Origin of the sequence: Ammoniphilus sp. YIM 78166 (assembly GCF_004522215.1) — a bacterium.
In the GTDB taxonomy this organism is placed as follows: domain Bacteria; phylum Bacillota; class Bacilli; order Aneurinibacillales; family RAOX-1; genus YIM-78166.
Genome location: NZ_SDLR01000002.1, coordinates 884,210 through 908,774, shown reverse-complemented (window position 1 = coordinate 908,774; position 24,565 = coordinate 884,210). Strand labels below are relative to the sequence as shown.

22 protein-coding genes are annotated in these 24,565 nt (G+C 44.1%); 2 read left to right on the top strand and 20 right to left on the bottom strand.

The window, feature by feature from the left end; all coding sequences use genetic code 11:
• Positions 1 to 7 precede the first annotated feature (7 nt).
• From EIZ58_RS10680 to EIZ58_RS10660, 5 genes are read right to left on the bottom strand one after another with little or no spacing between them, the layout of a single operon-like run.
• The gene (locus tag EIZ58_RS10680; RefSeq protein ID WP_134700675.1) at positions 8 to 982 is read right to left on the bottom strand and encodes an ABC transporter ATP-binding protein; all 975 of its coding nucleotides are present in this window, start codon (positions 980 to 982) and stop codon (positions 8 to 10) included.
• Complete coding sequence (locus EIZ58_RS10675; RefSeq protein WP_134700673.1) at positions 972 to 1,982, bottom strand: ABC transporter ATP-binding protein; 1,011 nt, start codon at positions 1,980 to 1,982, stop codon at positions 972 to 974. Before EIZ58_RS10675 ends, EIZ58_RS10680 begins: the two co-directional genes overlap by 11 nt.
• A gap of 20 nt (positions 1,983 to 2,002) precedes the next feature.
• Positions 2,003 to 2,902 (bottom strand): ABC transporter permease, encoded by a 900-nt coding sequence (locus tag EIZ58_RS10670; protein WP_134700671.1) that lies wholly within the window; start codon positions 2,900 to 2,902, stop codon positions 2,003 to 2,005.
• 16 nt (positions 2,903 to 2,918) lie between these two features.
• On the bottom strand, positions 2,919 to 3,866 hold the full coding sequence (locus EIZ58_RS10665; protein WP_134700669.1) for an ABC transporter permease: 948 nt from the start codon (positions 3,864 to 3,866) through the stop codon (positions 2,919 to 2,921).
• Positions 3,867 to 3,891: 25 nt separating this feature from the next.
• The gene (locus EIZ58_RS10660; RefSeq protein ID WP_134700667.1) at positions 3,892 to 5,475 is read right to left on the bottom strand and encodes an ABC transporter substrate-binding protein; all 1,584 of its coding nucleotides are present in this window, start codon (positions 5,473 to 5,475) and stop codon (positions 3,892 to 3,894) included.
• Between the two features lie 332 nt (positions 5,476 to 5,807).
• Here EIZ58_RS10660 and EIZ58_RS10655 point away from each other — a divergent pair, with 332 nt between their 5' ends.
• Positions 5,808 to 7,886, top strand: coding sequence for a helix-turn-helix domain-containing protein (locus EIZ58_RS10655; RefSeq protein WP_167577607.1), 2,079 nt, complete (start codon positions 5,808 to 5,810; stop codon positions 7,884 to 7,886).
• 97 nt (positions 7,887 to 7,983) lie between these two features.
• Here the strand turns inward: EIZ58_RS10655 and EIZ58_RS10650 are convergent, their stop codons facing one another.
• The 14 genes from EIZ58_RS10650 to dctP all read right to left on the bottom strand — a co-directional run bounded on the left by EIZ58_RS10650 (position 7,984) and on the right by dctP (position 20,762).
• The gene (locus tag EIZ58_RS10650; RefSeq protein ID WP_483296324.1) at positions 7,984 to 8,631 is read right to left on the bottom strand and encodes a YczE/YyaS/YitT family protein; all 648 of its coding nucleotides are present in this window, start codon (positions 8,629 to 8,631) and stop codon (positions 7,984 to 7,986) included.
• 83 nt (positions 8,632 to 8,714) lie between these two features.
• Entirely contained in the window at positions 8,715 to 9,104 is a 390-nt protein-coding gene (locus EIZ58_RS10645) for a VOC family protein (protein WP_134700661.1), read from the bottom strand.
• Between the two features lie 107 nt (positions 9,105 to 9,211).
• Positions 9,212 to 10,414 (bottom strand): dipeptidase, encoded by a 1,203-nt coding sequence (locus EIZ58_RS10640; protein WP_134700660.1) that lies wholly within the window; start codon positions 10,412 to 10,414, stop codon positions 9,212 to 9,214.
• A gap of 38 nt (positions 10,415 to 10,452) precedes the next feature.
• The gene (locus EIZ58_RS10635; protein ID WP_134700658.1) at positions 10,453 to 11,724 is read right to left on the bottom strand and encodes a Rieske 2Fe-2S domain-containing protein; all 1,272 of its coding nucleotides are present in this window, start codon (positions 11,722 to 11,724) and stop codon (positions 10,453 to 10,455) included.
• A gap of 61 nt (positions 11,725 to 11,785) precedes the next feature.
• Positions 11,786 to 12,205, bottom strand: coding sequence for a GlcG/HbpS family heme-binding protein (locus tag EIZ58_RS10630; protein ID WP_134700657.1), 420 nt, complete (start codon positions 12,203 to 12,205; stop codon positions 11,786 to 11,788).
• Positions 12,206 to 12,220: 15 nt separating this feature from the next.
• Complete coding sequence (locus EIZ58_RS10625) at positions 12,221 to 12,517, bottom strand: 2Fe-2S iron-sulfur cluster-binding protein (protein ID WP_240689005.1); 297 nt, start codon at positions 12,515 to 12,517, stop codon at positions 12,221 to 12,223.
• A 6-nt stretch (positions 12,518 to 12,523) separates the two neighbouring features.
• On the bottom strand, positions 12,524 to 13,435 hold the full coding sequence (locus EIZ58_RS10620) for a catechol 2,3-dioxygenase (protein ID WP_134700653.1): 912 nt from the start codon (positions 13,433 to 13,435) through the stop codon (positions 12,524 to 12,526).
• 244 nt (positions 13,436 to 13,679) lie between these two features.
• A complete protein-coding gene (locus EIZ58_RS10615; protein WP_134700651.1) occupies positions 13,680 to 14,996 on the bottom strand; it encodes a TRAP transporter large permease in 1,317 nt (438 codons plus the stop codon).
• A gap of 12 nt (positions 14,997 to 15,008) precedes the next feature.
• Positions 15,009 to 15,536, bottom strand: a complete 528-nt coding sequence (locus EIZ58_RS10610; RefSeq protein WP_134700649.1) for a TRAP transporter small permease — start codon at positions 15,534 to 15,536, stop codon at positions 15,009 to 15,011.
• Positions 15,526 to 16,722 (bottom strand): CaiB/BaiF CoA transferase family protein, encoded by a 1,197-nt coding sequence (locus EIZ58_RS10605; RefSeq protein ID WP_134700648.1) that lies wholly within the window; start codon positions 16,720 to 16,722, stop codon positions 15,526 to 15,528. The genes EIZ58_RS10610 and EIZ58_RS10605 overlap by 11 nt, the downstream gene beginning before the upstream one ends.
• A gap of 33 nt (positions 16,723 to 16,755) precedes the next feature.
• Positions 16,756 to 18,087: a CaiB/BaiF CoA transferase family protein gene (locus EIZ58_RS10600; protein WP_134700646.1), complete on the bottom strand. Its 1,332-nt coding sequence runs from the start codon at positions 18,085 to 18,087 to the stop codon at positions 16,756 to 16,758.
• A gap of 3 nt (positions 18,088 to 18,090) precedes the next feature.
• The gene (locus EIZ58_RS10595; protein WP_134700644.1) at positions 18,091 to 18,540 is read right to left on the bottom strand and encodes a Zn-ribbon domain-containing OB-fold protein; all 450 of its coding nucleotides are present in this window, start codon (positions 18,538 to 18,540) and stop codon (positions 18,091 to 18,093) included.
• 17 nt (positions 18,541 to 18,557) lie between these two features.
• The gene (locus EIZ58_RS10590; protein ID WP_134700642.1) at positions 18,558 to 19,736 is read right to left on the bottom strand and encodes a thiolase C-terminal domain-containing protein; all 1,179 of its coding nucleotides are present in this window, start codon (positions 19,734 to 19,736) and stop codon (positions 18,558 to 18,560) included.
• 18 nt (positions 19,737 to 19,754) lie between these two features.
• Positions 19,755 to 20,762 (bottom strand): TRAP transporter substrate-binding protein DctP, encoded by a 1,008-nt coding sequence (dctP, locus tag EIZ58_RS10585; RefSeq protein WP_167577606.1) that lies wholly within the window; start codon positions 20,760 to 20,762, stop codon positions 19,755 to 19,757.
• Between the two features lie 250 nt (positions 20,763 to 21,012).
• On the opposite strand from dctP, the gene EIZ58_RS10580 reads away from it, so the two are divergent.
• Positions 21,013 to 22,938: a XylR N-terminal domain-containing protein gene (locus EIZ58_RS10580; RefSeq protein WP_134700637.1), complete on the top strand. Its 1,926-nt coding sequence runs from the start codon at positions 21,013 to 21,015 to the stop codon at positions 22,936 to 22,938.
• Positions 22,939 to 22,971: 33 nt separating this feature from the next.
• Here EIZ58_RS10580 and EIZ58_RS10575 read toward each other — a convergent pair whose 3' ends face one another.
• Positions 22,972 to 24,384 (bottom strand): amidase, encoded by a 1,413-nt coding sequence (locus EIZ58_RS10575; protein ID WP_240689004.1) that lies wholly within the window; start codon positions 24,382 to 24,384, stop codon positions 22,972 to 22,974.
• Positions 24,385 to 24,565 lie beyond the last annotated feature (181 nt).

The window sequence follows — 24,565 nt, the reverse complement described above, 5'->3', positions numbered from 1 at the left end:
AATTTCGTTAATAGAGATGACAAGCTACCCAATGGTCTTGCGATATTTCTTGAACTTGGGGAGGCTCTTTCTTACAAATCTCCATTGTGAAAGGACAGCGGGTATGAAAAGAGCAACCTAAAGGGGGATTCATAGGCGAAGGTAAATCGCCCTTCAGAATAATTCGCTCCCTCTTTAATTTGGGATTAGGCAAAGGAACAGCAGAGAGCAACGCTTTCGTATAAGGATGCAAGGGCTCTTCGAACAATCGATCCGTAGGGGCTTGCTCCACCATTTGCCCTAAATACATCACCCCGATTCGGTCCGAAATGTGCCGTACCACGCTGATATCATGGGCAATGAAAAGAATCGTCAGATGGAATTCACTTTGCAGTTGCTTCATTAAATTAATGATTTGCGATTGGATCGATACGTCCAAAGCTGAAACTGGCTCATCACAAATGAGCAGCTTCGGATTCAGTATAAGTGCTCTCGCAATGCCAATCCGCTGTCTCTGGCCTCCCGAAAACTCATGGGGATAACGGTAATAGCTGTCTGGCTGCATCCCGACTGTATGGAGCATCTCCATCACCTTATCCGTCCGTTCCGAATGATCTCCCATTCCATGAATGATCAGAGCTTCCTCCAAAATGGCCCCGATTCTTTTTCTAGGGTTAAGAGAGGAATAAGGATCCTGGAATACCATTTGGAGATCCTTTCTCATCCTTCGCATTTCTCTTTCTGAAATGTTTAATAGATTCTGGTCCTTGTACAGCACTTCCCCTCCGGTAGGCTCTATTAATCTCATGATGGTCCGTCCTAACGTACTTTTTCCGCACCCGGATTCCCCAACGAGGCCGAAGGTTTCGCCTTCAAACAACTGGAAGGAAACGTTATTGACTGCTTTTACCTGTTGAATGGTCTTGCCCAGGGGATTCTTCACCGGAAAAAACTTCCGGATATTCTTTACTTCCAGCAGCGTTTTTGTTGGATTAGCTGACATGCATTCTCTCCCCTTTTTGCGTTACTTTTTCCGCATGCCAGCAGCGAACCTTCCGATTATCTCCGTGATTTATGAGCTCGGGCATCTCCTCGTGGCATTGGGTATTAGCATAAGGGCACCGAGAAGCGAACCGGCATCCTTTCGGTATTTGGTGAAGGGAGGGCACTGAGCCTTCAATGACGAACAACGGCTTGGACCGATCACCGTCGATATGCGGAATCGATTGCATGAGTCCTTGAGTATAGGGATGCAGTGGTTGGGAAAACAGGCTGTCCACGTCAGATTCTTCCACAATTTGCCCAAGATACATGACAACCACGCGCGTACAGACTTCTGCAACGACACCTAGGTCATGCGTAATGAGCATCACGCCCATGTTCAATTCTTTATTGAACTCCAAAATCATATCCATAATTTGTGCTTGGATTGTTACATCAAGCGCCGTAGTGGGTTCATCGGCGATTAGCAGTTTAGGACGACAAGCCAAAGCCATTGCAATCATCGCGCGTTGCCTCATTCCGCCCGACAACTGGTGGGGATATTCATCTACCCGCTTCTCCGCCGATGGTATCCCGGTGAGCCTGATCATCTCAATCGCCTTTTCCCTCGCTTCTTTCTTGGAAATCTTTTGGTGCAAAAGAATCGCTTCGGTAATTTGCTGACCAATCGTATAAACCGGATTGAGGGAACTAAGCGGATCCTGAAAAATCATAGAGATCTCATTGCCTCGTATGGCCTGCATCTGAGATGAAGATGCCTTTAATAAGTCCTGTCCCTTATAAAGAATTTCTCCTTCATACTTGGTGGTTCGCTTTTCGTCTAATAACCGCAGGATCGATTGGGAGGTCACGCTCTTACCACAGCCTGATTCCCCTACAATTCCAAGGATCTCACCTTCATAGATTTGAAACGAAACCCCATCCACCGCCGTAACCCTTCCTCGTTCCGTTTGAAAATGAGTCTTTAACTTTTTTACCTCCAACAGACTTTGGCTTTGCATGATCTTCTCCCCTCACTCTGTTATTTTTTTGCTTGTTGGGTATGGGGATCTAACCAGTCCCTTAGGCCATCACCAAACAAATTAAGGGCGAGAACCGACAGAACCATCGTTATTCCGGGAAATACAGTCATCCACCACGCCTTCATGATCACTACTTTTCCATCGTACAAAATGTTCCCCCAGCTTGGATCTGGGGCTGGGATTCCCGTTCCCAAAAAACTTAATGCGGCCTCAACAATAATCGCTTCGGCAAAAATAAACGTACTCTGCACAATCAGCGGCGATAAGGTATTAGGAGCAATATGCAGCCAAAGAATGCGGGTATCCGAAGCTCCCTGTGCCTTGATCGCCTCTACGTATGTCTGCTCCCGGACAACCAACGCTGCCGATCGGACGGCCCGTGCCACCGCCGGCGTGAATACGATACTCAACGCAATAATCACATTGGTCAAATTAGCCCCGAGGGCCGCCATTAGTGCAATCGATAACAAGATTCCTGGAAAAGCCATTAGACCATCACAGATTCGCATGAGGATATTGTCAAGAAAACGGTAATAACTCGCATAAAGACCGATAACCAATCCCATCACAGAGGTTGCCAATGCTACCGAAAACCCAACCCCCATGGATACCCGCGCACCGTAGATAATCCGGCTAAGGAGATCGCGACCAAAGTTATCCGTGCCTAACGGATGCTCCATGCTCGGAGGTTTCAACCGATCGGCCACAATCATTTGATATGGGTCATACGCTGTAATTAGTGGAGCGCATACGGCCATCAAGACAATGAGGAGAATAATGACACTCCCCACTACCATCGACTTGTTTGCCCAGAAACGATGAATCATCAACCGCCGCTGTTCTCTTTTCAAATCACTCTTGGCCCTGTTCATCTCCACCGTTCTACCAATCACTTCCATAATTTAGTCCTTTCTCCTAGCGGTTTAATCTTACTCTCGGATCAATGGCCGCATATAGCAGATCGATGATCAAATTGATGAACACGAACGTTACTGTTACGAATAATACCGCCCCCTGGAGTACGGCATAATCCCGATTTGTCACCGAGTTGATAATTAACTGACCAATTCCTGGGATGTTAAAAATGGTTTCCAGAATAGCAGAGCCGGCAACCAAGCTGGCAAACGTCTGGCCGATGACGGTAAGGATAGGAATAAAGGCATTTTTAAGCGCATGTCGATAGATTACGACCCTCTCTTTTACTCCTTTTGAACGAGCGGTTTTTATATAGTTGGCATTCAGTACTTCCAACATGGATGAACGCGTCATGCGAGAAATTAGAGCGGCATTAATAGCTCCAAGAGCTATGCCGGGAATGATCAGATATCTGAGATGGTTCCATAAACCTTCACTTAAAGGCTTATAGCCGGCAACCGGAAGCCATTTTAGTGTGACGGTAAACAAGAGGACAAGAAACAAGCTTAATAAGAAACTAGGTATGGATAGCCCGAGCAAAGACACGCTCATGAGGGATTGATCGGTGATGGATCCACGCTTTTGTGCCGCTACAATACCAATGGGAATAGCTATAACAATGGCTAGTATTTGTGAAAAGATAGCTAAGGAGAGGGTCGGACCCAGGCGATTAAAAATCGCCTGAGAAACCGACTCCTTCATATAGTATGAATACCCTAAATCCCCTTGTAGAACATTGCCGACCCAATGAGCATATTGCTTGTAGATTGGCTCATTTAGACCCATTTCTTCACGTAGTGCTTGAACTTCCTGTGGCGTAGCTTCATCGCCAAGCATAACAGCTGCAGGATCTCCGGGCGTGATGTGAATAATAAGAAAAACAAATGTCGATACGACGAACAGCACGGGTAGTAAGGACAATATTCGTTTTACTATATATGCCTTCAAGTCGTGTCCTCCTTCCTTTGAGATCTTACTTATATACCTTGACGTTCCACAATCGGACTCCCTCAAACTCCTTATATCCCTCTACTTTGGAAGTTGTCGCACTTAAGGTGTACATATCTCCCAGTTTAAGCATAGGCAAGTAGTCCCAGGAGGCTTGCTGCAGTTCTTGCCATTTCTTCTTAAATTCATCCATTGAAGCCGAAGACGTCATTTCGGTTAACACTTGGGCCATTTTCTCGTCATTAGTCCATCCATAGTAATCGGGACTTAGGATGGATACCTGTGAAGGGGTCGGTACCAGTGTGTATCCACCCATAAGCATGTCGTATTTGTCCGGCTTTGTGCGCAGATCCGTCAAGGTTGGCCAATCATATACCTCCAACTTCACCTTCATGCCTAACTTTTCCAACTGATCCTTAATGACAACTGCATGGTCATAGGAATAGGAATAGTCCCGGGTTGTTAATAATCGAATCTCTTCTCCTTGGTATCCTGCCTCAGCCAGCAACTGTTTTGCTTTCTCTGGATCCTTTTGATTGAATTGGCCTAGGGTGTCCTGAATGTACCAATCCTCTTGCTCTTTAAACATGTAAGCGGGATCAATTCGGTAAAACTCAGAAATGCCAGGATTCGCCTGAAACAAACTATCAATGTCCAATGCTGCGTTAACCGCCTGTCTCATCTTTAAATCGGTAAATAAACCGGCCTTTTTATTGAACATAACATTCACGCTTGTCGTTAAAACCGGGAACGTTCGAAGGTTCGCATCAGATTTTAGGTTATCGTAGCTATCTGGCTGCAACTGAGTGGCGATATCATATTCACCGGATTGAAGCCCAATCTCCCGAGTGGATAGGTCGGATACGAAAGAGAACCGAATATCTTTTATGAAAGCTTCCTTCTTTCCTGCTAACCCATCAGGCGAAGATTCAACCGGCTGATAGTTATCATATCGGGTAAGCAACACATGCTGATCTTGCTTCCATTCCACGAATTGATAAGGGCCTGTACCAATAACTTCTGTGACCCCCTTAGCATCTGCTGATTCGATAAGTTCCTTTGGCATGATTGCAGCAAATTGTTTAGGTGAACCCATAAGTAACAGAAGATCCATTGATGAATTATCAAGAGCGAGTACCACAGTATCATTGTCCTGAACCTCATATTTGGAATTGCCGATTACCGCTTTAGTCGCCGTATTTTTCTCTACCCAACGGTTCATTGACGTGACAACATCTTCTGCGGTCATTTCCTTGCCATTATGAAATTTAATGCCTTTGCGCAAATGAAACGTATAGGTCTTGCCATCTTCGCTCTGCTCCACCCTTTCCGCTAACATGGGAACAGGCTGATATTTAGAATTTAGAGTTACAAGTGTCTCAAAGATGTGACGTCCAATTTCTTTTGTTACGGCATTTGATGTCATGTGGGGATCAAGGGTATGTGGTTGAGTTGGATACGCCACTCTAATCTCATCACTCAGCTCCTGCCCTTGAGTTTCTCTCTCACCATTTGATTGACTAGACTCCGATGCTGAACTGCACCCTAAAGCAATCAAACCCATCACACAGATCAAGCTGAGTGTCAACAAAAACTTTGTCCGATTCATTTCGTTAATCCCCTCCGTTTTTTGTATGAGTTTTAGGAATTTTTACATAAACAAACTATAATACATATTCAAACAATTCACTATGTATTTTGTTAACTAATTTATCAAACATTCATGTATAAACCTACATGAAAAAAATAAAACACGGAAGTTTGAATTGCCGTGTTTTTATATTGTTAGAGATTCACGAATCATTCCATGATTTAAAGAACAAAAGGACCCTCTCGACTCATTGAATATTTTAAACTATTATAAGAGTAAGAGAATATATAGGTTCTTAACAATAATTAATAATGATTATGTGCCTTTTTACAATACAAGGAGTGAACCGCATGCCGAATTTAACAACTATACAAACATTTCTTCATGAAAAATTTACAGGAACTCATTACCAAGTTTGGTTGGGAAGACCTGATGAAATGGAATTATGTTTGTCGAACTCAGAATCCACGATTTCACTTCCTCCCCAGGTACTAAAATTAGTTGGGAATAACAACTATACTCTCCTAAACCAAGAGAACAAAACGTACATGGTTATTCCATTTGAGGATGATTATTATATTATCATTTGTTTTTTAGCTGAGTTCAGTAGCATGAATCAAGAGAGTTTCGATCAGTTATCTCTACTATTATCCGGTTTTTATTACACGGAGATTAATAGACCTAACGATAATGAACTAGAAAAAGTGATTGAAAGCATTCAAGCCCTCACTTCCACACTTGACCTTAACGAACTCTTAAAAAAAATTATCAGCATTGCCCTTACGGTTATCCCTGCCGGGGATGCCGGAGTGTTCAGGCTGTATGATACCAAGACCAATCTTTTGGTCCCACGTGCATTGGTTGGAATGAAGGATGAGTATTATCAATATAAAACAAAAATTGGAGAAAACATTTCCGGCAAGGTATTTGCGGACCGGAAGCCAAGAATATATCATTCAAGGGAAGAAATTTTTTCCGATAATGATTCTCGCGGACATATTATCTTTCTTCAACAAAAAGATATTGCAAAGGCGCTGATCACTGTACCTGTACTTCTAGGAGAAGAATGCATAGGAACATTGACCGTTCTCCAATTTTCCAAGAATGGCCTTTTTACTGAAAAAGATGTAAAGCTATTGCAAGGCTTTTCCTCCCAAGTAGCCATTGCCTATAACAACGCCAAATTATATAAAGATGCCCAAACAAGATTGGAAACCGTTGTGCAATTAAGCACAGAATTAGAGGAAAAAAATCAACTCTTGCAACAAAGACTCAAGGTCCACGATACCTTAACTCAACTCTCCTTAAAAAATAAAGGGATGAAAAAGATTATTGACGAGACGAACCGAATCCTCAATATGCCGATTGGTTATGTTGATTTATTCGATAATGAAGTCTACTGGGGGAGAAATCATCAACAGAACATAACCTTTGACATGTTAAATGAGGTTATTACACTGGAACAAAGTTCTCCCATTTTCACTAAAATACAGAATCAAGAATATTACTTTTATCCCATTGTCGTTGGAAGTGTCATATTCGGCTGCATGGTTGCTACACTTTCTGAACGGCATAGTCAAATGGACATTGTCAGCATTGAACAGAGTGCTTCGGTTCTTGCGCTAGAACTCGTAAAAAAAATCTCATTAACTGAGCTCCATTACAAAAAAGCACATGAATATTTCAATCAACTCCTTGAAACGCCAACTCACGAAAATATCATTTCAACAGCGAATCAATTTAACTTTAAAATTTCTTCCTATTCCTTTGTTGTTTTATGCGAGATTCCAGGTTCATTCGAACCTTACAAAGTAGAAGCAAGAATTCAAAGATTATTATCAAAAATAAATCAAGAACTTTCGAACACTAATAGACTCGTTTATGCTTTTCATAATAAAATAACCATTCTCATTTCCATAGATGAACTCACTCTCGTAAATACCCTTGTTTATAACCTTGAAAAAATTATTATAGAATGGAAAAGTACGGAGAGGGAGAACTTATTTGGAGGAATTGGCACACCCTACCGAAACATTGAAGACATTGTAAAGAGTTATAATGAGGCGAACAAAGCCATTTCCTTTTTAATCGGCAGGAATAAACCAGGTCTTATACGATATGAAGACATCGGTGTTAATCGATTCTTTTTAAACCATCCGGCTCAAGATATCAAGAATTTTACGGAAGAGATCTTTTCACGACTACGTTCCGATAATGTGAAAAGTCATGATTTGGAGAAAACCCTTATGCTTTATATCTCATCCAATAATTCAGCTATCGAAACGGCTAGGAAATTAAACATTCATATCAACACCTTCTACCAACGATTAAAAAGAATTGAAGAACGATTAGAATTAAGCTTTGACAATCCTGAAGATATGTTAAAAATTCATTTGGCCTGTCACTTAAGGGATACTTTTAAGTTGTAACATAGAAAAAGAGAGAGTGTGTTTTGTCTAGAATCCATACCTAGATTTATCATTCTCTCTTTTCAATTCTATAGCTATTTTATATTCTTGGCTCTTACTATATTGTCTTGTTTTTTGCCTCCTGTTGGTCCAACACCTTCACGGTCGGATAGCCACTTAACATCATAAAATACTTCTGAAAAATAGGGTAGAGAAACCCGATAATAGGTCCTAACGTAAAGACCATAATAATTGTTCCGATCCCAATCGGCCCATCGAGAAAAAACGCTCCAGTGACAATGAAAGCTGAAAAAACCGTTCTAGCTGTACTTACTTTAATTTTAAAATATTCTTCAATGAGGATCTGCATGCCATCTGGAGGTGTAGGGGAGAATTTTGCTTGTAAATAAATCGAGACTCCGGACGCAATAAATATTACCCCCATAGCAAGGTACGCTATCTTCCCCAACCACTGATCTGGAATAAATACTAGACTTATCAAATATAGCCAAATGTCAATCCCTACCCCCGTGAGAATTGCAGTTAAAAACGCGAGAATATCTAGTCGATTTCTACGAACAATCGCAATGATAATTACAAAGATAGCTCCTATAATGAACTCCCAGCTCCCAACCGTCAACCCAAACGTTTGCTGTAATCCCACTAGTAATGCGGGCATTGGTGAAGCTCCTAACTGAGAATAAATCGTACAAGTAATTCCAAATGTAAGCAACATGATCCCAATTAAGTAAAAGTAAATTCTCACCTAATCTCCCTACTTCCTATTATGAAAAAAGGTAACCATTCTGAAGGTTACCTTTTCGTCATTTTTATTTGAACCGCCTTCCACTAACTGAGACTACGTTCTACAAGTTGTAGTAATTCTCGGTTAGGCCCATAAAAAAAGATGGTTTTTGTTCCATCACTAGCGGTGTCATACGTTTCAGAATGAAAGATAATACCTTTCTCTCTATAGAATTGAATAGCGACTTCAATATCTTCAACAGTAAAAGCTAGGTGGTTAACGATCCCTCTATCAGAATATCCATCTTGCTGAACAAGATCTCGAATAAGTTCAACTTCGAACCCAGGCTGTTGGTCATGTTTTAAAAATGCCATTTCTCTAGTTTGGTTTTGTCTCCTTGTTCGAAGAGTAAAACCGAACATGCTCGAGTAATAAGAAATTGAATGATCCATGTCGGTCACGATCAGAGCTACATGTTCTACCTTTTTAATCACAAGGTTTACCTCCATATCATTTATTCAAAGCTATAAATTATGATTTTCCTTATGAAAAATAGAGGTCTGGCGCCAATAATCTAGCTTCAAACCTCTAACAATACGTTTCACTTCAACCAAATTTTCCCTAATACACGCATTACATTCCCACCAGTTACTTTGACAATATCCGAATCCGAGTATCCGCGGTGCACCAACCATTTGACGATATTCGGCATTGCTTCCATTGGATCCTCCAATCCTCTTACATAGCGGCTTTCGCTAAAATCTTCCCCGCTGTGCGATTGGCCAATCGATAATTGGGCATCTACCGCATGCTGCAAGGCAACATGATCGCCAAAGAAGGTATCCGGTCCGAAGCCTACATGATCAATGCCCACGAGATTGACGATGTACTCAAAGTGTTCCATGACGGATTCGATGGTATGATCCGGTCGACTCTTGGTTAGGGTGGTATTCGGGGCAGCCAAAATACCAATCACCCCACCCTTCTCCGCACAAGCTTCCAGAATCTCATCTGGTTTCATTCGAGGGGTATTCCATAACTTCCTCGCCCCCGCATGGGTAATCAGCACTGGTTTTTCGCTGGCTTCAATCGCATCGAGGCTCGTTTGATCCCCGCAATGGGAAAGATCAATCACCATGCCCAGTTGATTCATGCGTTTAACCACACGGCGGCCGAAGTTTGTTAATCCTCCGTCTCTCGCCTCCGAAAGCCCACATCCTAGCGTATTCGCTTCATTATAGGTAATTCCCATACAGCGAATGCCTAGGCCATATAAGATATCCACCCGATCCAATTCATTTTCCAAGGCGGTAGCGGCCTCCAATGAAGGAATGATAGCAATCCGACCGGTTTCTTTGGCACGGTAGAGATCATAAATAGTCGAGGCGATCATCACCGTATCTTGCTGAGCAATATCACAGTAACGCATTCCGAGATTCCAGATGACATCATCCCACTTGAGTCCCATTCGCGAGCTGATATTCATAATTCCATCCATGAAATTCTCGAAAATGACATCCAGACCGGAGTGTGACAGCCCTTCATAGGCAAACGCGGTAAAGCCATGCTTGCAATATTCTAGCGTATGTTCCGGCTTACGAGGCATCACGAACCCGTGATCTCTTAAGGAAATGATCAGGTTTTCCTCAAAAATCTGTTCCACTCTCTGCCGTTGCTTTGCATTTAATGGAATTGAGTAATGTCCTAGACGTTCTGTTTCACTGGCTAAAGGAAATGCTTTATAATCTAACCCGGCAGCTAAATAGCTGAAGGAACGGTATCCATCATAGGTTTTCTTTTTCAATGTCTTTCTCTCCTCTCCCGCACTCCCTTCAGAGGACCCTACTTTTTTACCAGCGGAGCAAATTCTTTCGCCAACGGAATCACTTCCTGTAGGGTTTTCCCTTTGGGTGCACTTTTTCCGCAACTGTATAACTTTTCTAATGGGATCTCGTGGGGCTTCGGTATCTCTTTTTGGTCCAAGAAATCTTTTACCGTTTGCAGCATCATGCGGCGGATCTGAATAATCGGCATATCGCTGGTTCCCAAATGTTCTATACTTCGGTCTACGATCGGTCCCATCATTTCCGTGACAGCGTGATCCTGGTTGGCAATCCCACGAATTCCGGAGAAATTGCTATCCTTCATTAACCTGCGGTCCTGTTCATAAAAATTTTCCTTATTCCGCAGCTTGCGGAAGTTTTCGTCCAGAACCAATCCTCGCCGGTCATGCTGGGCTTTGACATCGATCGGGCCCTTATGGGAGAATTGAACATCCCAGCTCCAGGTGCTGTGGTCATCCCTCGGGACAAAAATATGGAACATCCCATCTTCGCCTTCCATTCGAGGCGGATACGTATAGAACGGGAAAATGTAGTGGATCTCTAGAAAGACGTTATTTCCGCCTTCCCCAACTCCTTCAGCCAAGCACCGCTTGCCGTAAATCGTACTTTCTACTTCTTGCCGGACGGGCGGGTTCTTGCACAGAGGATGGTCAGGGTCAATTCCTAGATCAGTGCTCAATATCCCTTGTTTAATCGCTTGCTTGGATAATGCCTTATGCAGGAAGGCGGCGTGAACATAGTCCACATCATTCTCCATAACCTGTAAATAGTTGCATTCCTGCCAAACTCTCTCCGATAGGAGTTGATCATCTGGAAGACTCATCCAATAGAAATCGGGGATCGGCGGCATGGTTTCTTTTGGCCCCATGTATGTCCATACGATGCCATTTCTCTCTACCACAGGGTAGGATTTAATCTTCATCCCATTCTTAAAGTTACTTTCTGCCGGTTCGGACGGCAAATCCGTACATGTACCATTTACATCAAATTTCCATCCATGATAGATGCACGTCAAGCCGCATCCGTCATTGATTCCCAAAGCCATGGACGTTCCTCGGTGCGGGCACCTCTCATCTAATAACCCAACCTTGCCTTTAGTATCTCGAAAAGCCACAAGATCCTCGCCTAATAAACGAATCCTTACGGTGTCCCCGTCTGCAACAAGCTCATCCGATTTTAGCGCGGGGATCCAGTATCTACGAAACAAGTCACCCATGGGTGTCCCAGCATTGGTACATGTTAAAAGCTGATTGTCTTCTTTTTTCAGCATTTCATTTACCTCCAGTTTACGAATTATTCAATCAAACTATTAAAATTACAAAAATACGATGTTATGGAATCAAACCTAAGGCAGCAAGACAACATACTATATCCTCTTCCGCTGTTCCTCCGCTAACTCCAATTCCTCCAATTACCTCATCCACAATTTTAATGGGGAATCCTCCCCCAAAGATTACTAAACGGGGGGTATGGACGATCCCATCTCTTAGCGCCGGCTCCTTGCTGATCAGCGGATACCACTCATGTGTTGGCAATCCGAAAGCGATTGCAGTATAAGCCTTGTTCTGGGCAATCTCAATACTTAAGATCGGAGCCTGGTCCATCCGGCGGAAATGAACAAGATGTCCTCCCTCGTCAACGATCGCTACATTGATTTTAATCCCGAGTTGCTCTGCTCGTTTAACGGCAGCCTCAGCCATTCGGCTACCCAGTTCCAATGTTATACTTTTCTTTTCGCGATACGCCTCCATAGTCCCCTCCACATATTATGAGATATCGATCTTGATTCTTATATCCGCCTGAGGATACGTCTTGCAAGCCAGACTATAGTTTTCTTTTCTATCTACCTCGGTAAGGACAGCCAATGAACTTGTTCCTCTATTAAAGCTTCCTTCGATGACTTGAATCTTGCACATACCACAGCCCCCACCCCGGCATCCCAGGGGGATCGCTATCCCTTGGCGGCGTGCTGCCGTCAATAGATCCTCTGTACCTGAGCACTTGATTATTCGACCTATTAAACCATCTACCTCTACCTGGACGGTATACATCTTTGACTCCATGATCAATTAAGTTAAGGCCTTCATGAATGATTCAATTAACTCTCGACGATGATAGAAGATCCCTTGGCCAATTCGATCTTCTGTCCAGGTAATGGTTGGGAAATCGGCATAGGTCATGTAGCCACCGCAGAACGCTTCATTTCTATTCCCTGAGGGATCAAAGAAATAAACGGTTTGTCCTCGAGTAATACCATGCCTTGTTGGGGTTACCTCAATCGCCACTTCATGGCGGGATAAGATATCTGCAGCCTTCAATACTTCATAAAAATTATCTACATGGAAGGCAGCGTGATGCAGCTTTTTATCCGGGCCTTTGACAAATGCGATATCATGGGCTTTATTTCCTGTAAACAAAAAACTGCCTAACATCACTTCCCCATCTACGGTCATAATCTTTTCACTTTGCTTGAAACCCAGAACGTCCATATAGAAACGAGTAGCCGTTTCCACATCTTCGCCTGTTAGGAGACAATGATCCAAAGAGTGAGGCGCAATCCCGCGAGTTTCTGTAGGCCATGGATGCGGGTTTACCGTTCCTACCTTTTTACCTAATACTTCTATTTCATGATAGAGCTCTACTTGATGTCCAGTTGGTGTTTCAATACGGATGGCCTGCCCCTCCGCCAATCGGGTACCTCGTGAAACCCTTCGCACCGTACAGCCAAACAATTCTATTTTTTTCTCGAACCGAGCCAAATCTTCCAATGTTTCCACTTTAAAAGCCAAGTGGTCCAATCCAGCAGAATCTGCTTGCTGCAAAACGATGCTATGATGATCGTACTCATCCCAAGCTTTCATATAAACTCTGCCTGCTGATCTACCTGTTTCCTCTAAGCCAATGACATTCGTATAGTAGTCAACTGACCTTTCAAGATCCATGACCTTTAACTCGGCACGCCCTAAACGCATGATCCCCATTGTAATGCCCCTTTCTTCATTTAACTCCCTATTGGTTATAACTAAAAGTATAGTAGTAAGCATGTAAACAAGATATTGCAGAACCGGTTCAAATTACAGAAAACTACTATATGATTCCGTTGTAGTTATGAATATAAATTTCTATGACTCCCCAACAAAAAAGCCCGGGTTCGTCTGAACCTGGGCTCTTAAACTTATGGTCACAACATAATAAAGGTGGAGAGGCTTCCCCCTCCACCTTTATTCAATGTTTCATCGAATTCGGCAACCACGTAACAATTTCTGGGAACAACATAATGAGGACAATAACGGCCACATCAAGGGCTAGGAATGGGAAGGCAGCCCGATACACATCACCCATTGTCGTATGGGGCGGCGCAACGCCTTTCATTACAAAAAGACCAATACCAAACGGCGGCGACATCGTTCCGATTTCAATGGTGATTAAAATAAGAGCGGCCAGCCACAATAGGTCAATGTTCAGCATCTGAGCAATGGGGATAAAAATGGGAAGCGTAATCATCAGAATGGACAAAGACTCCATAAAAGTCCCCAAGATAATAATCAGCATAAGCATAATCAGGACCGTAGAGAATGCGCTAATCTGCAATTCTCCTACGATTTTGACCAAGTTTCGACTGGCTCCGGAAAAAGAAAGAATTTGACTGAAAATAGCCGAACCTGCCACAATCATCAAGATCATCACAGAGACCTTCATCGTTTCACGAACGGATTCTATCATATTCTTTACATTCAGCCTGCCATAACAAGCTGCCAAAATCATAGTGCCAAATACGCCCATTGCGGCTGACTGGGTCGGTGTTGCCACCCCCAGGAAGATCAATCCAATTACTAAAAATACAATAAAACCCAGGGGTAGAATGTAAATAATGGTTGCTTTCAGCTTTTCCCCAAACGGGATGGGCTCCATCTCATAATTCGGCGCCAATTCCGGCTGCATCTTCGCTCGGAGATAAATATAAAGCATAAAAACCGTAGCCATAACAATCCCCGGCAGGATGATGGCAACCATAAATTTACCGATGGAGATTTTCCCAATCGATGCGAGAAGCACGCCTAGTGCACTAGGAGGAATCATGACAGCGAGTGTTCCACTCGCCATAATCGGCCCCATTGACATCTGGTTTTTATATCCCTTTTTTGCCATTTCCGGCACTAGTGTCGATCCGAGCATAGCCGTACTCGCTGCACTAGAGCCCGTTAAGGTCGAGAGAAGCGTTCCTCCGCCAATCGCCAGAATACTTAAGCGCCCGGGAAGCTTGCCCAACCATTTATCCACGGTTTCAATCATTCTCGGAGCAATGCCAGTTCGAAACATCACCTCACCCATTAAGATAAATAACGTAATTGGCGCCAGGGCAAAATTCGTTAGGGAATCATCAATACTTTTGACGACTTGAAGAAGACCCTTATCCGGACCCCAAAGAAAAATTGCAGCGACAATATTTACCGTCATGAAAGCAAAGGCTACCGGCATTCGAATCAGCATTAAGCCCAGGAGCCCTGCTATCAGCAAGCCTAAGATTACCCACCATTCCATAGAGCTCCTCCTTTATCCTTCGAAAGAACGGTCCATCCTATGACTGGATGGAACCTTCGCCGCCAAAATACTTTGATATAGCTTTCTCATAAATTCCATGAGCAAAAGGACTGACCCGATGGGTATGATCATGACGACATAAACCTGCGGGATTTCAAGTACCGTTAAGCTATTAATACTCCGCGTATAATTATCCAGAGTGTTTATGAATCCATACCATACGAGAATTCCGCTAACGAGCATCCCGACTAGAGCAATGAATACATCCATAATATTTTGAATCCTCTTGGATAAAAACTGTTCGAGGATATCTACCTTGATATGACCATTTGTCCGTAGCAGCCACGCTGCACCCAAAAAGGGAATATAGAGTAAAATGTACTCGGACACTTCATGCACCCAAAGCAGAGAATAATTAAAGAAGTAACTAGATAATACTTCGAGTACAACGCTGAGCATGCCCCCCACTAATAAAAGGCCACCGATGGCTGCACTAAGGTTTTCCGCATAATCCAATGATTTGGACAGTTTATCGAGCATTCGATACCTCTTTAATCAACGCGTTATGCTCGCCTAAGAGAGGGGGACGTGAAGAAATGCTCCAGGGCGTTTCATGAAAGAGATAAGGGGCACCGGGGTAAGTAATGGTTTCCTTTAATTCCGGATGCTCCACTTGCACAAACACCTTCCGATCCTCCACAAGATGCTCATCGCTTAGCATGTCCTCTGGAGCTCGTACGGGTGCCCAAGGAAGTCCGATGCTTTGCGCGTAATGAAAAATATATTCAGAGTCATGCTGGGCACAGAAGCTTTCCAGCACCTGGCAAACATAGTCCATATGGGAGGCACGGAATTGATCATTCACATACCGCTTATCGTCCAACTCTTCTTGCATTCCTTTCGATGCAAGCCAGGCAACAAGCTCCCTCCAGCGCCCAGGGCTTAAGTACGTGTTTAAACATAGAATATAACGGCCATCTTTACACAAGAAATTCCAACGGCTAGACTTATTCGGTAAAGCGTGCCTTCCGGTCTGGCGATGCACATGTGCCTTCTGATACTCCCAGTAAGGAATGGACATCTCGGTCGATACAGTCACACAGTCATGGACGGCAATATCAATATACTGTCCACCCCCAGTTGCCATGTCTCGGTGAAGCAACGCACTCACGATACCCATCGCGGCAAAATATCCCGCCAGATGATTGGATTGTCCGCCCGTAGGGGCCATCGGTGGTGCATCCGGCACATCATCATAACCAGTTACGGCCATGATTCCTCCAAGTGCTAGCTGGATTAAATCAGAGGATGCGTATTCACTCCATGGGCCTGTTTGACCAAACGGGGTAATGGAGCAATAAATCAAATCCGGATGAATGGTTGATATCGTCTCGTAATCTAGTCCCCATGCTTTCATCTGTCCCGGTTTTCCGTCTTCTAGCACCACATCCGCTTCCTTTATCATGTCAGAAAGAATGAGTCGGTCCTTTTCATTCTCCAGATCTAGCGTGACAGATTTTTTGGATGTATTATAATGCCAGAAATAAAGGCTCTGATTGACGTCCGTTTCGTCCTTGTAAAAAGGACCAATGTACCTTGACCCTGCTCCCTCTGAAGGTTCTACTTTGATGACCTCAGCCCCCATATCCGCAAGAAGCTTTCCCGCGTACTGGGTCAATTGGTCACCCACTTCCAAGATTTTAATTCCTTCTAATGCGCTTGGCATCTTATCGATCTCCTTTCTTCTTTAATAAATGTATTACCATAACGGGCGTATGACCTTAAACTGATCCTTCGGCATATCATCGGGCCACAAAACTCCGGCTTCCGTCATCTCTTTGATTTCTTCTTGACTGTAGCCTAGAACCGTTCCGAATACATAATCATTATCTTCTCCCATGAGCGGACCGGCCTTGTGGAGGTACGGTTGCGTCTTGGACATTTTGATCGGAATCCCTTCGAAGGAGCGTACACCAAGCAATGAATGCCCCAGTTTCTCAAATAATGCACGCACCTTTAACTGTGGATCCTTTTCCATAATATCTTCATTCATCTGTACCGCTCCACAGGCGATGCCGTGCTTCTGAAGTAACTCCATGACTTCATATTTGTTTCGTGTCATGGTGAAGGTCTCAATCGAATCGTCCAACTCATCTTGGCAGCGAATCCTTCCTTCCATTGTGTCAAACTTCTCCTGACTCGCCCATGGAGGATTTCCGATGGCACCCTTAAACGCACACCACTCGGCATCCGAGAAAACAGCGATTGTACACCAGTCATTCTCTCCACCGCCTGCACATCTGTAGCTGTTATGCGGACATCCCGTTTTTCCGCGGTAACTATTTTCCGACGTTTCATGAGAAGCAACGGAGCGGTTTCCCGCCGGAAACCCCGGTCGCTTTGAGGATCGCTGGTTCACGGTGAAGTCTAGCAGATTCGCTCCAGCAAGATGCATCGCGGTTTCCACTTGAGAAATATCAATATATTGTCCTTTACCAGTCCGTTTTTTATAATAGAGGGCATTCAGAATCGAATAAGCCCCCGTGTAACCGGCCACAACATCCAAAATGGAATACCCCCAACCCGATGGATGCGTATCGGGAAGACCGGAAGTAAACGTCATTCCCGATAAAGCGGCAGCCGTAGGGCCCCAAGTGCCATACATTTTGTTCCGTCCGCTGTGTCCCAAACCGGAGATACTCATATAAATGATGCCTGGAGAAATTTGATTTAGAGATTCATAGCTAAGACCCCATTTTTCAAAAACGCCTGCACTGAAGTTTTCGGTAACCACATCCGATTTTTTCAACAGCTCATGGATTAGCTTCATCCCGCGCTCAGACTTAACATTTAGAGTGATTCCTTTTTTGCCTGCACTCAAGTTATTGAAGAATGCCCCGTTGTCCAATCCAGGCTCATCCTCTTTGGCATACATCGAAAATCGCATTGCATCCGGGGTTTTTGGCCATTCGACCTTGATCACTTCCGCTCCCAGAGCGGCCAAAATGCGTGTCGTTGTAGCCCCGGATACGCTCCAGGTGAAATCTAATACCCGGATACCTTTTAGAACCTCTTTCTGTTCGACTGTCATTTCTTAGCTCCTTTCTGCTGGCTTCCAATTCACTAGCGTAATTTCATCATCGATTTTCTCGAAGGCGACTTCCATCTTCATTCCGCAATGTACTTTCGTGGGATCCATCCCTACGGTATTGCCTAGCATGCGAATGCCATTTCCTAAATCTACTACGACCAAAGCATAGGGCACTTTGTCCTTGTAATAGGGGAAAAAACCGCGATAAACAACATTGTACGTGTAGATTTCCCCTTTGCCTTCCACCGGCACCCAACGCAATTCTGCATCCGGAGTATAAGGAGAAACAAAACGTGGTGGCCAAATTTTCTTTTTCGTTACCGAGCACTCCTGTACCAATAGTTCCCCGCGCCTTGTACCTTCCCAAAACGGAGCAAACAAATCCCAGTCTCGGTTCCAATCATCTTTGTTCCGATTCGGCATTGGACGGTATAACTCTTCCAAATTTAGCATTTCATTCCCCTCGCTTTCTAGTTATGCAGAATTGCAATGGACCCGTCGCTTAGATCGCCGTATCCGGTGACAATCCCAATCTTTGCGTTCGCTACTTGAGCTGCTCCTGCTTGTCCTCTCAACTGATGCACGGCTTCCACCACATGGTTGATCCCCACGATATGTGCTTGGGATAACAGTCCCCCATGGGTATTGATCGGCAACTGGCCCCCCAGGCTAATTCGTCCGTTTTTCACAAACTCAGAAGCTTCTCCCCGAGCGCAAAAGCCCATTTCCTCAATTTGTCTTAACACGATAAACGTAAAGCAATCATAGATTTGCGCAAAATCCACATCATCATGGCGAATTCCAGCCATATCAAAGGCCCTTGGTGCCGCATGGGTGATTCCCATATCCAAAATGTCCGGTCGGGTAGGCATATCATCCGGGTAAGTCGGATGGCCTTCAGCAATTCCAGCAATATAAATCGGCTTCTTGAAGCGATGGGCATTTTTCTTGGAAGTCACTATCACGGCACCTGCCCCATCCACCTCCAAGGAACAGTCGAACAATCGGAAGGGCGCGACAAGCATTGGGGAGTTTTGGTAATCTTCTGCCGTCATCGGACGACCTTTCATATAGGCTTTTTCATTCAATTGGGCGTGCTCCCGGCAAGTCAGGGCGACCGTCTGCATTCCGATTGGATCCGGATTGTACTCGTGGAACCACCGATTAGCATGAAGCGAAAAATACTGCATCGGAACCATTAAGCCGTAAGGGTATTCTAAATTATCCCGATACTCCGCGTTCGGCATGAATTCATTGTTCAGATCCAGGATACTTGGGTCTCCAGCGCCGAGTCTCGGACCGGAATACCCTCTTTGCCCTGTAGCGACTAGGACATAATTGGCAATGCCCAAATCTACTGCCATCGCCGCTGTTTGGATAGCCGCGATGGCGCTGGCTCCCCCCATTTCATGCCGGCTGGTGAACTTCAGTTCTTTCATTCCCAATCCATGAACAAATTCTTCGTGACGAACATTATACTTCCAAGGCGATATCACCCCGTCGATCTCGGATGGATGAATCCCAGCATCCCGACAGGCAGCAACCGCCGCTTCGATACAAAGATGAGCCAAGGATTTATCCGTACCTCTTACAAAATCTGTTTCACCAACCCCTACGATACAGGTGCGTTCAGACAAGGATCGTTCCATAAACCATTTCCTCCATTCCTATTTCTTATATAGAATCGCTTTGATTTCTTGGTACAGGTTTGCTTCTATCTTGCCTTCTAGCTCCCTCCACTTGGTTTCCATTACTAGGTTTTGGAAATTTTCCTTCTCTTCCTCACTCAGCGTAATCGCTTGAACGCCGGATTGCTTAAGTGCGTCCATTTCTTCCGCGTTCTGTTGCTTCCAATGTTCTGCTGCTTCGATTTCAAATTCCTTTGTCAGTTCCATAATTTTTTTCTGAATATCGGGAGACAGTGATGCTAATACGCTAGGATTCATTAAAATTGTGCAATTTTGCTCTAAAAATGGCTCGTCTATGATATATTTTGTCACTTCCGTCCAGCCACTGTCTCGTGGTCCAAGTACAGGGAAGCCAAATCCATCTACCATTCTGCGTTCCAAGGAGGTGTACACATCACCAGGATCAACATTGATAGGGCTGATGCCCAACTGCTTAAATATTTCATGGTATACAGGATTGGAGCGGAATTTTGATCCCTTTAATTCATCGATAGATTGAATTTCCCTGTTCGTCCAGAAGTAGAAAGGCGAATTCATCAACCATCTTCCAAGGTAAGTCACTCCCTGCTGTTCAAACCGCTTAGCCATGAAGTCAAAATACCCATTCTCTCTTTCCTCAGCAGCTGAATAGGGAGATAGCAGTAAAGAATCGGACTCAGGCATCAGATGGACGTAAAAGGAACTGGCATTAAAAACCAAATCTACCATTCCATCTTTCACAGCATCAAACTGATCTTTTGCCGGTATTGACTCCGGTCCTCCAATCCAAGTGATTTTGACAGCGCCTTCAGTTCCTTCTTCAATTTTTTTCATATACAAGGGAATCATATCTTTTGTAAACCGATGGTCCTGTGCTAGAAAGCTAACGAGCTTAAGTTCCTTAGCCTCCTTTACCTCTGGCTTCCCCTCCGCATTCGTAGTTTCTGCCACCTGTTGGTTACTTCCACAGCCTGCTAGAATCAGCAAGGTGCTCATGAATACTAACATGAATCTCAAAGAATACTTTTTCAACTTCAACGCCCCTTTCAAAGTAGATTTACTATTATTACGGTAATTATAGAGTTTATGTTATTTAGAGACTACGACAGAATCCGTACAATTCAGATTTGTTTTTCATACGATTATGTTCCGATTTTTCTGTACTTAGATAAAATTACCCCTCGTTCCTTTATTACCGTTATGCTATGATTAAAATTAAATTTGTTATGACTGTTCTGTAAATAGGAGAGGATACGCAATGGTGAAGCAGGCGAGTGAGTTGACACTTAAGCATTTGTTTGAGGTAGGCACTCATAACGGTGACTTCTTTCAAGCGAACCGAATGATTATATCTAGTGCCGATGCATGGGGGACCTTATTGAGGGATCTAATCATGGCCTTAGGTATAGAGAGAGCGAAGCCCTTTATTCTTCGCTATGGCTACTCATGTGGTGTCCATGAATCGCAAACGATGAAAACCATGTTCGATTGGGAAAATGATAGGGAATGGCTGCTAGCTGGGGTGAAAATGCATAACATCTCTGGACGCTCTTCATCGCTCCCTACGAGGCTCAACATCGATACAGACGCTGGAGTTTTCGATGTTGAGGGATACTGGTTCAATTCTTATGAAGCGAAGCAATATCTACAGCATTTTCCACCTCATCATGAAGCTGTCTGCTATTTTCTGGCTGGCTATGCGGGGGGGTACTGTAGCACCGCTATGGGAAAGAAGGTCGTATTCAAAGAAGTGGAATGCCTAGGAAAAGGGGATGCCCACTGTCATTTTATTGGAAAGACCGTAGAGTTATGGGGAGAAGAAATCTCCCAGGACTTAATCAATTACGGGCAAATGGATATCGGCGATGAATTGGATCAAGCGTATAAGCGGATTGAGAAGCAGAGGGAGTTATTCAGACGAGGCGGAATTTTAAACCATGAATTGACTCGCATCGTTTTAGAGGGAAAAGGGCTCGATTCGATTATTCAAACGATCGGTGATAGACTACAGTGCAGTGTCATGATTGAAAGCCAGCATTTCAAAACCATTGCCCAATACGGGTGTTTATCCGTTCTTTCCATGGAAGGAATCATTGAAAAAATTCAGAGATTAAATTCACCGGAAAAAGAAAAACTCAATAAATTAATCCGTGAACGGGTCACCATTCAGCTTGATATCACGGAAGAACTAGGGACGCCCCATAAACGGCTGATTACCCCCATCATGGTCCGCAATAAAATCTACGGCTATGCTTCCCTGATCAAAACGACGGGGGAAATTGGCGAGCTAGAACCCTTGTTTATTGAGAGAGCCTCGAATATCTGCGCCCTTCAGATCATGAATGAGCGAACTGTCATCGAAACAGAGCAGCGAATGAAAGGGGAGCTCCTCGATGAAGTGTTAAGGCAGGCCAATCAGGATTCCTATGCTGCCAAACGGTTATCCTACCTTGGCTACAACCTGAATCGACCCCATTATGTAGTTGTCTTTCAATTGCAACATCCCAGCATGAGTCTCGAGCATGATGATTCGCTAAGCCATGCCAAAGATTTGATCATTGATAGACTAAGAAGGCAGTCTGCGCTTGCGGAAGAGCCTCTTCTTATTTCCAATCGATTAGATCAGGTTCGAGTGCTGCTTCCTGAAGACTTTATCAAAAGGCTAAGCTCCACGATCTCTAAATATTGGGAAGAGTTCTTGAAGAAAATCCAGCCTGAAATTAATCCCCTGCACCTCTTAATCGGGATCAGCAATCGCTGCCAGGAGGTTTCAAGATTTCATAAGGCCTTCAAAGAAGCCAACAAAGCGATCGAGGTTGCCCGAATTAAAAAGCAAAATAATCAAATTCTTCTTTTCTCTGAGCTAGGACACCTAGCGATTCTATTAGACGCGCGAAATCCCGAAGAATTGACGGATTATGCAGATGGGATCTTGTCTCCCATCTACAACTATGACATCCAGTATTCTGCTGAATTGTTAAAATCTCTGTACTACTATCTAAATAACGAGTGTAATTTATACAAGACCGCACGCAGCATGAATATTTCCATCGGCGGCATGCGCTATCGCATTACGCGGATCAAAGATCTCTTCGAAATCGACTTGAACAATTCTTCCACTCGTTTCGAACTTCAGATGGCTTTGGATATTTATCTCGTAACCGGTAAAATCTCTATTGGATAGTACGAAAATAAAGGAATGGGATTACCCATTCCTTTATTCATACGCTTTATTCTTTTCAATAAACTCCACCCAGTGTTCACTCTTCTCATATAATTCACCGACTTGCATTAATTCTTTTTCCTTAAAGGGCTTGCCGATTAATTGCAATCCGGTCGGCATATTTCCGGAGATAAACCCGCAAGGCAAGGCCAAGGCTGGGAATCCTAGCATACTCACTAATGGCGCTTTGGACAGATGAAACATATTGTTAATCGCTTGCTCTGGAGGTACGCTGCCTATCTTAAAGGCCGGATTGTGGTTCATAGGGGATGCCAGTAAATTAACCTCTTCTGTGGCCTGCAGTACATCTTGGATAAATTTCTTGCGAATTTTTTGAGCCTTTAAGTAATCAAAGGCCGATACATCCTTGCCAAACCGGAGACGAAACTTAACATCCTCACTATAGAGTTCAGAACGATGAGTGAGGATCGGTTCGTGGAACGAATATGCTTCGGCTTGTGCGATGATCCTTTGAGCCCATTGAGCTTCCTCAATGCCTGGAAGCTTCAATACAACAACTTCTGCCCCTAAATCCACCAAGCGAAGAATGGCGTCGTGGAACACTTGCTCAATTTCTGGATGAACTCCTTCTAAAAAGTATTCATAGCATATCCCTAATTTTATTCCCTTTAAATGGTCTAATGGCTGATCCCAGTCCATATCGACAGGAAGATCCGCTGAAGAATGATCTTTCTTATCATATCCGGCCATATAGCCGAGCAGGATCGCAGAATCCTTGACGGTTCGCGTCATCGGACCAATATGATCCAAGGACCAGCTAAATGGCAAACAGCCATGCCGGCTTACTCGCCCATACGTCGGCTTAAGTCCCACTGTTCCGCACAGGGCGGAAGGCAATCGGACGGATCCGGCTGTATCGGTTCCCAAGGCACCAAAGCATAACCCTGCAGCCAATGCTACCGCTGACCCGCCGCTGGAGCCTCCGGGAATACGCTCCAAGTCCCAGGGATTCTTTGCAGCCCCATAAAACGGATTTTCCGTCGTTGCTCCCATAGCGAATTCATGTAAGTTCGTTTTCCCAATCAAGATGGCGCCGGCTTCCTTCAGCCGGGTAATCACTGTGGCATCTTCGTCCGGAATCCAATCTTCAAACACCTTAGATCCGGCCGTTGTCACGATTCCCTTGGTCTGGATGATATCCTTGATCGCGATAGGAATTCCATGCAAGGGGCTTCGCAGCTTTCCTTCCATGATTTCCTTCTCAAGTTCTTTTGCTTGGCTAAGTGCTTCATCATCCATCACCTTAATATAAGCATTCAATACGGGATTGTACCGATGGATACGCTCAAGCAGGAGCTGCGTAAGCTCGATAGGGGAAACCTTCTTCTCTTTTATCAGTCCGGAAACGGTCGTCATGTCGTGGAAAAATAAATCAGTCATTGTCATTGGCTTTCTCCCCTAGCAATAGAGTCAGAATGTATGCAGGCTCCACCTCAACCAAGGGTTGTTCGGTTCCAGTTAAACGATTAATGTAATCTGCTAGATTCATATTTCCTCCTTATGTCCGTTATGAATTTTTCTATCTCTATCATATCAACCTATCTCCTGAACCATAATGTACGTTCCA

Excerpts from the sequence above, each read along its gene's own strand:
- EIZ58_RS10625 (WP_240689005.1), bottom strand. The coding sequence starts at position 12,517 with ATGGAGTCAAAGATGTATACCGTCCAGGTAGAGGTAGATGGTTTAATA.
- EIZ58_RS10635 (WP_134700658.1), bottom strand. The coding sequence starts at position 11,724 with ATGCTGAAAAAAGAAGACAATCAGCTTTTAACATGTACCAATGCTGGG.
- EIZ58_RS10610 (WP_134700649.1), bottom strand. The coding sequence starts at position 15,536 with ATGCTCGATAAACTGTCCAAATCATTGGATTATGCGGAAAACCTTAGT.
- EIZ58_RS10580 (WP_134700637.1), top strand. The coding sequence starts at position 21,013 with ATGGTGAAGCAGGCGAGTGAGTTGACACTTAAGCATTTGTTTGAGGTA.
- EIZ58_RS10655 (WP_167577607.1), top strand. The coding sequence starts at position 5,808 with ATGCCGAATTTAACAACTATACAAACATTTCTTCATGAAAAATTTACA.
- EIZ58_RS10595 (WP_134700644.1), bottom strand. The coding sequence starts at position 18,540 with ATGCTAAATTTGGAAGAGTTATACCGTCCAATGCCGAATCGGAACAAA.
- EIZ58_RS10590 (WP_134700642.1), bottom strand. The coding sequence starts at position 19,736 with ATGGAACGATCCTTGTCTGAACGCACCTGTATCGTAGGGGTTGGTGAA.
- EIZ58_RS10605 (WP_134700648.1), bottom strand. The coding sequence starts at position 16,722 with ATGCCAAGCGCATTAGAAGGAATTAAAATCTTGGAAGTGGGTGACCAA.
- EIZ58_RS10680 (WP_134700675.1), bottom strand. The coding sequence starts at position 982 with ATGTCAGCTAATCCAACAAAAACGCTGCTGGAAGTAAAGAATATCCGG.
- EIZ58_RS10575 (WP_240689004.1), bottom strand. The coding sequence starts at position 24,384 with ATGACAATGACTGATTTATTTTTCCACGACATGACGACCGTTTCCGGA.
- EIZ58_RS10660 (WP_134700667.1), bottom strand. The coding sequence starts at position 5,475 with ATGAATCGGACAAAGTTTTTGTTGACACTCAGCTTGATCTGTGTGATG.
- EIZ58_RS10630 (WP_134700657.1), bottom strand. The coding sequence starts at position 12,205 with ATGGAGGCGTATCGCGAAAAGAAAAGTATAACATTGGAACTGGGTAGC.
- dctP (WP_167577606.1), bottom strand. The coding sequence starts at position 20,762 with ATGTTAGTATTCATGAGCACCTTGCTGATTCTAGCAGGCTGTGGAAGT.
- EIZ58_RS10620 (WP_134700653.1), bottom strand. The coding sequence starts at position 13,435 with ATGGGGATCATGCGTTTAGGGCGTGCCGAGTTAAAGGTCATGGATCTT.
- EIZ58_RS10675 (WP_134700673.1), bottom strand. The coding sequence starts at position 1,982 with ATGCAAAGCCAAAGTCTGTTGGAGGTAAAAAAGTTAAAGACTCATTTT.
- EIZ58_RS10615 (WP_134700651.1), bottom strand. The coding sequence starts at position 14,996 with ATGGAATGGTGGGTAATCTTAGGCTTGCTGATAGCAGGGCTCCTGGGC.
- EIZ58_RS10670 (WP_134700671.1), bottom strand. The coding sequence starts at position 2,902 with ATGGAAGTGATTGGTAGAACGGTGGAGATGAACAGGGCCAAGAGTGAT.
- EIZ58_RS10600 (WP_134700646.1), bottom strand. The coding sequence starts at position 18,087 with ATGACAGTCGAACAGAAAGAGGTTCTAAAAGGTATCCGGGTATTAGAT.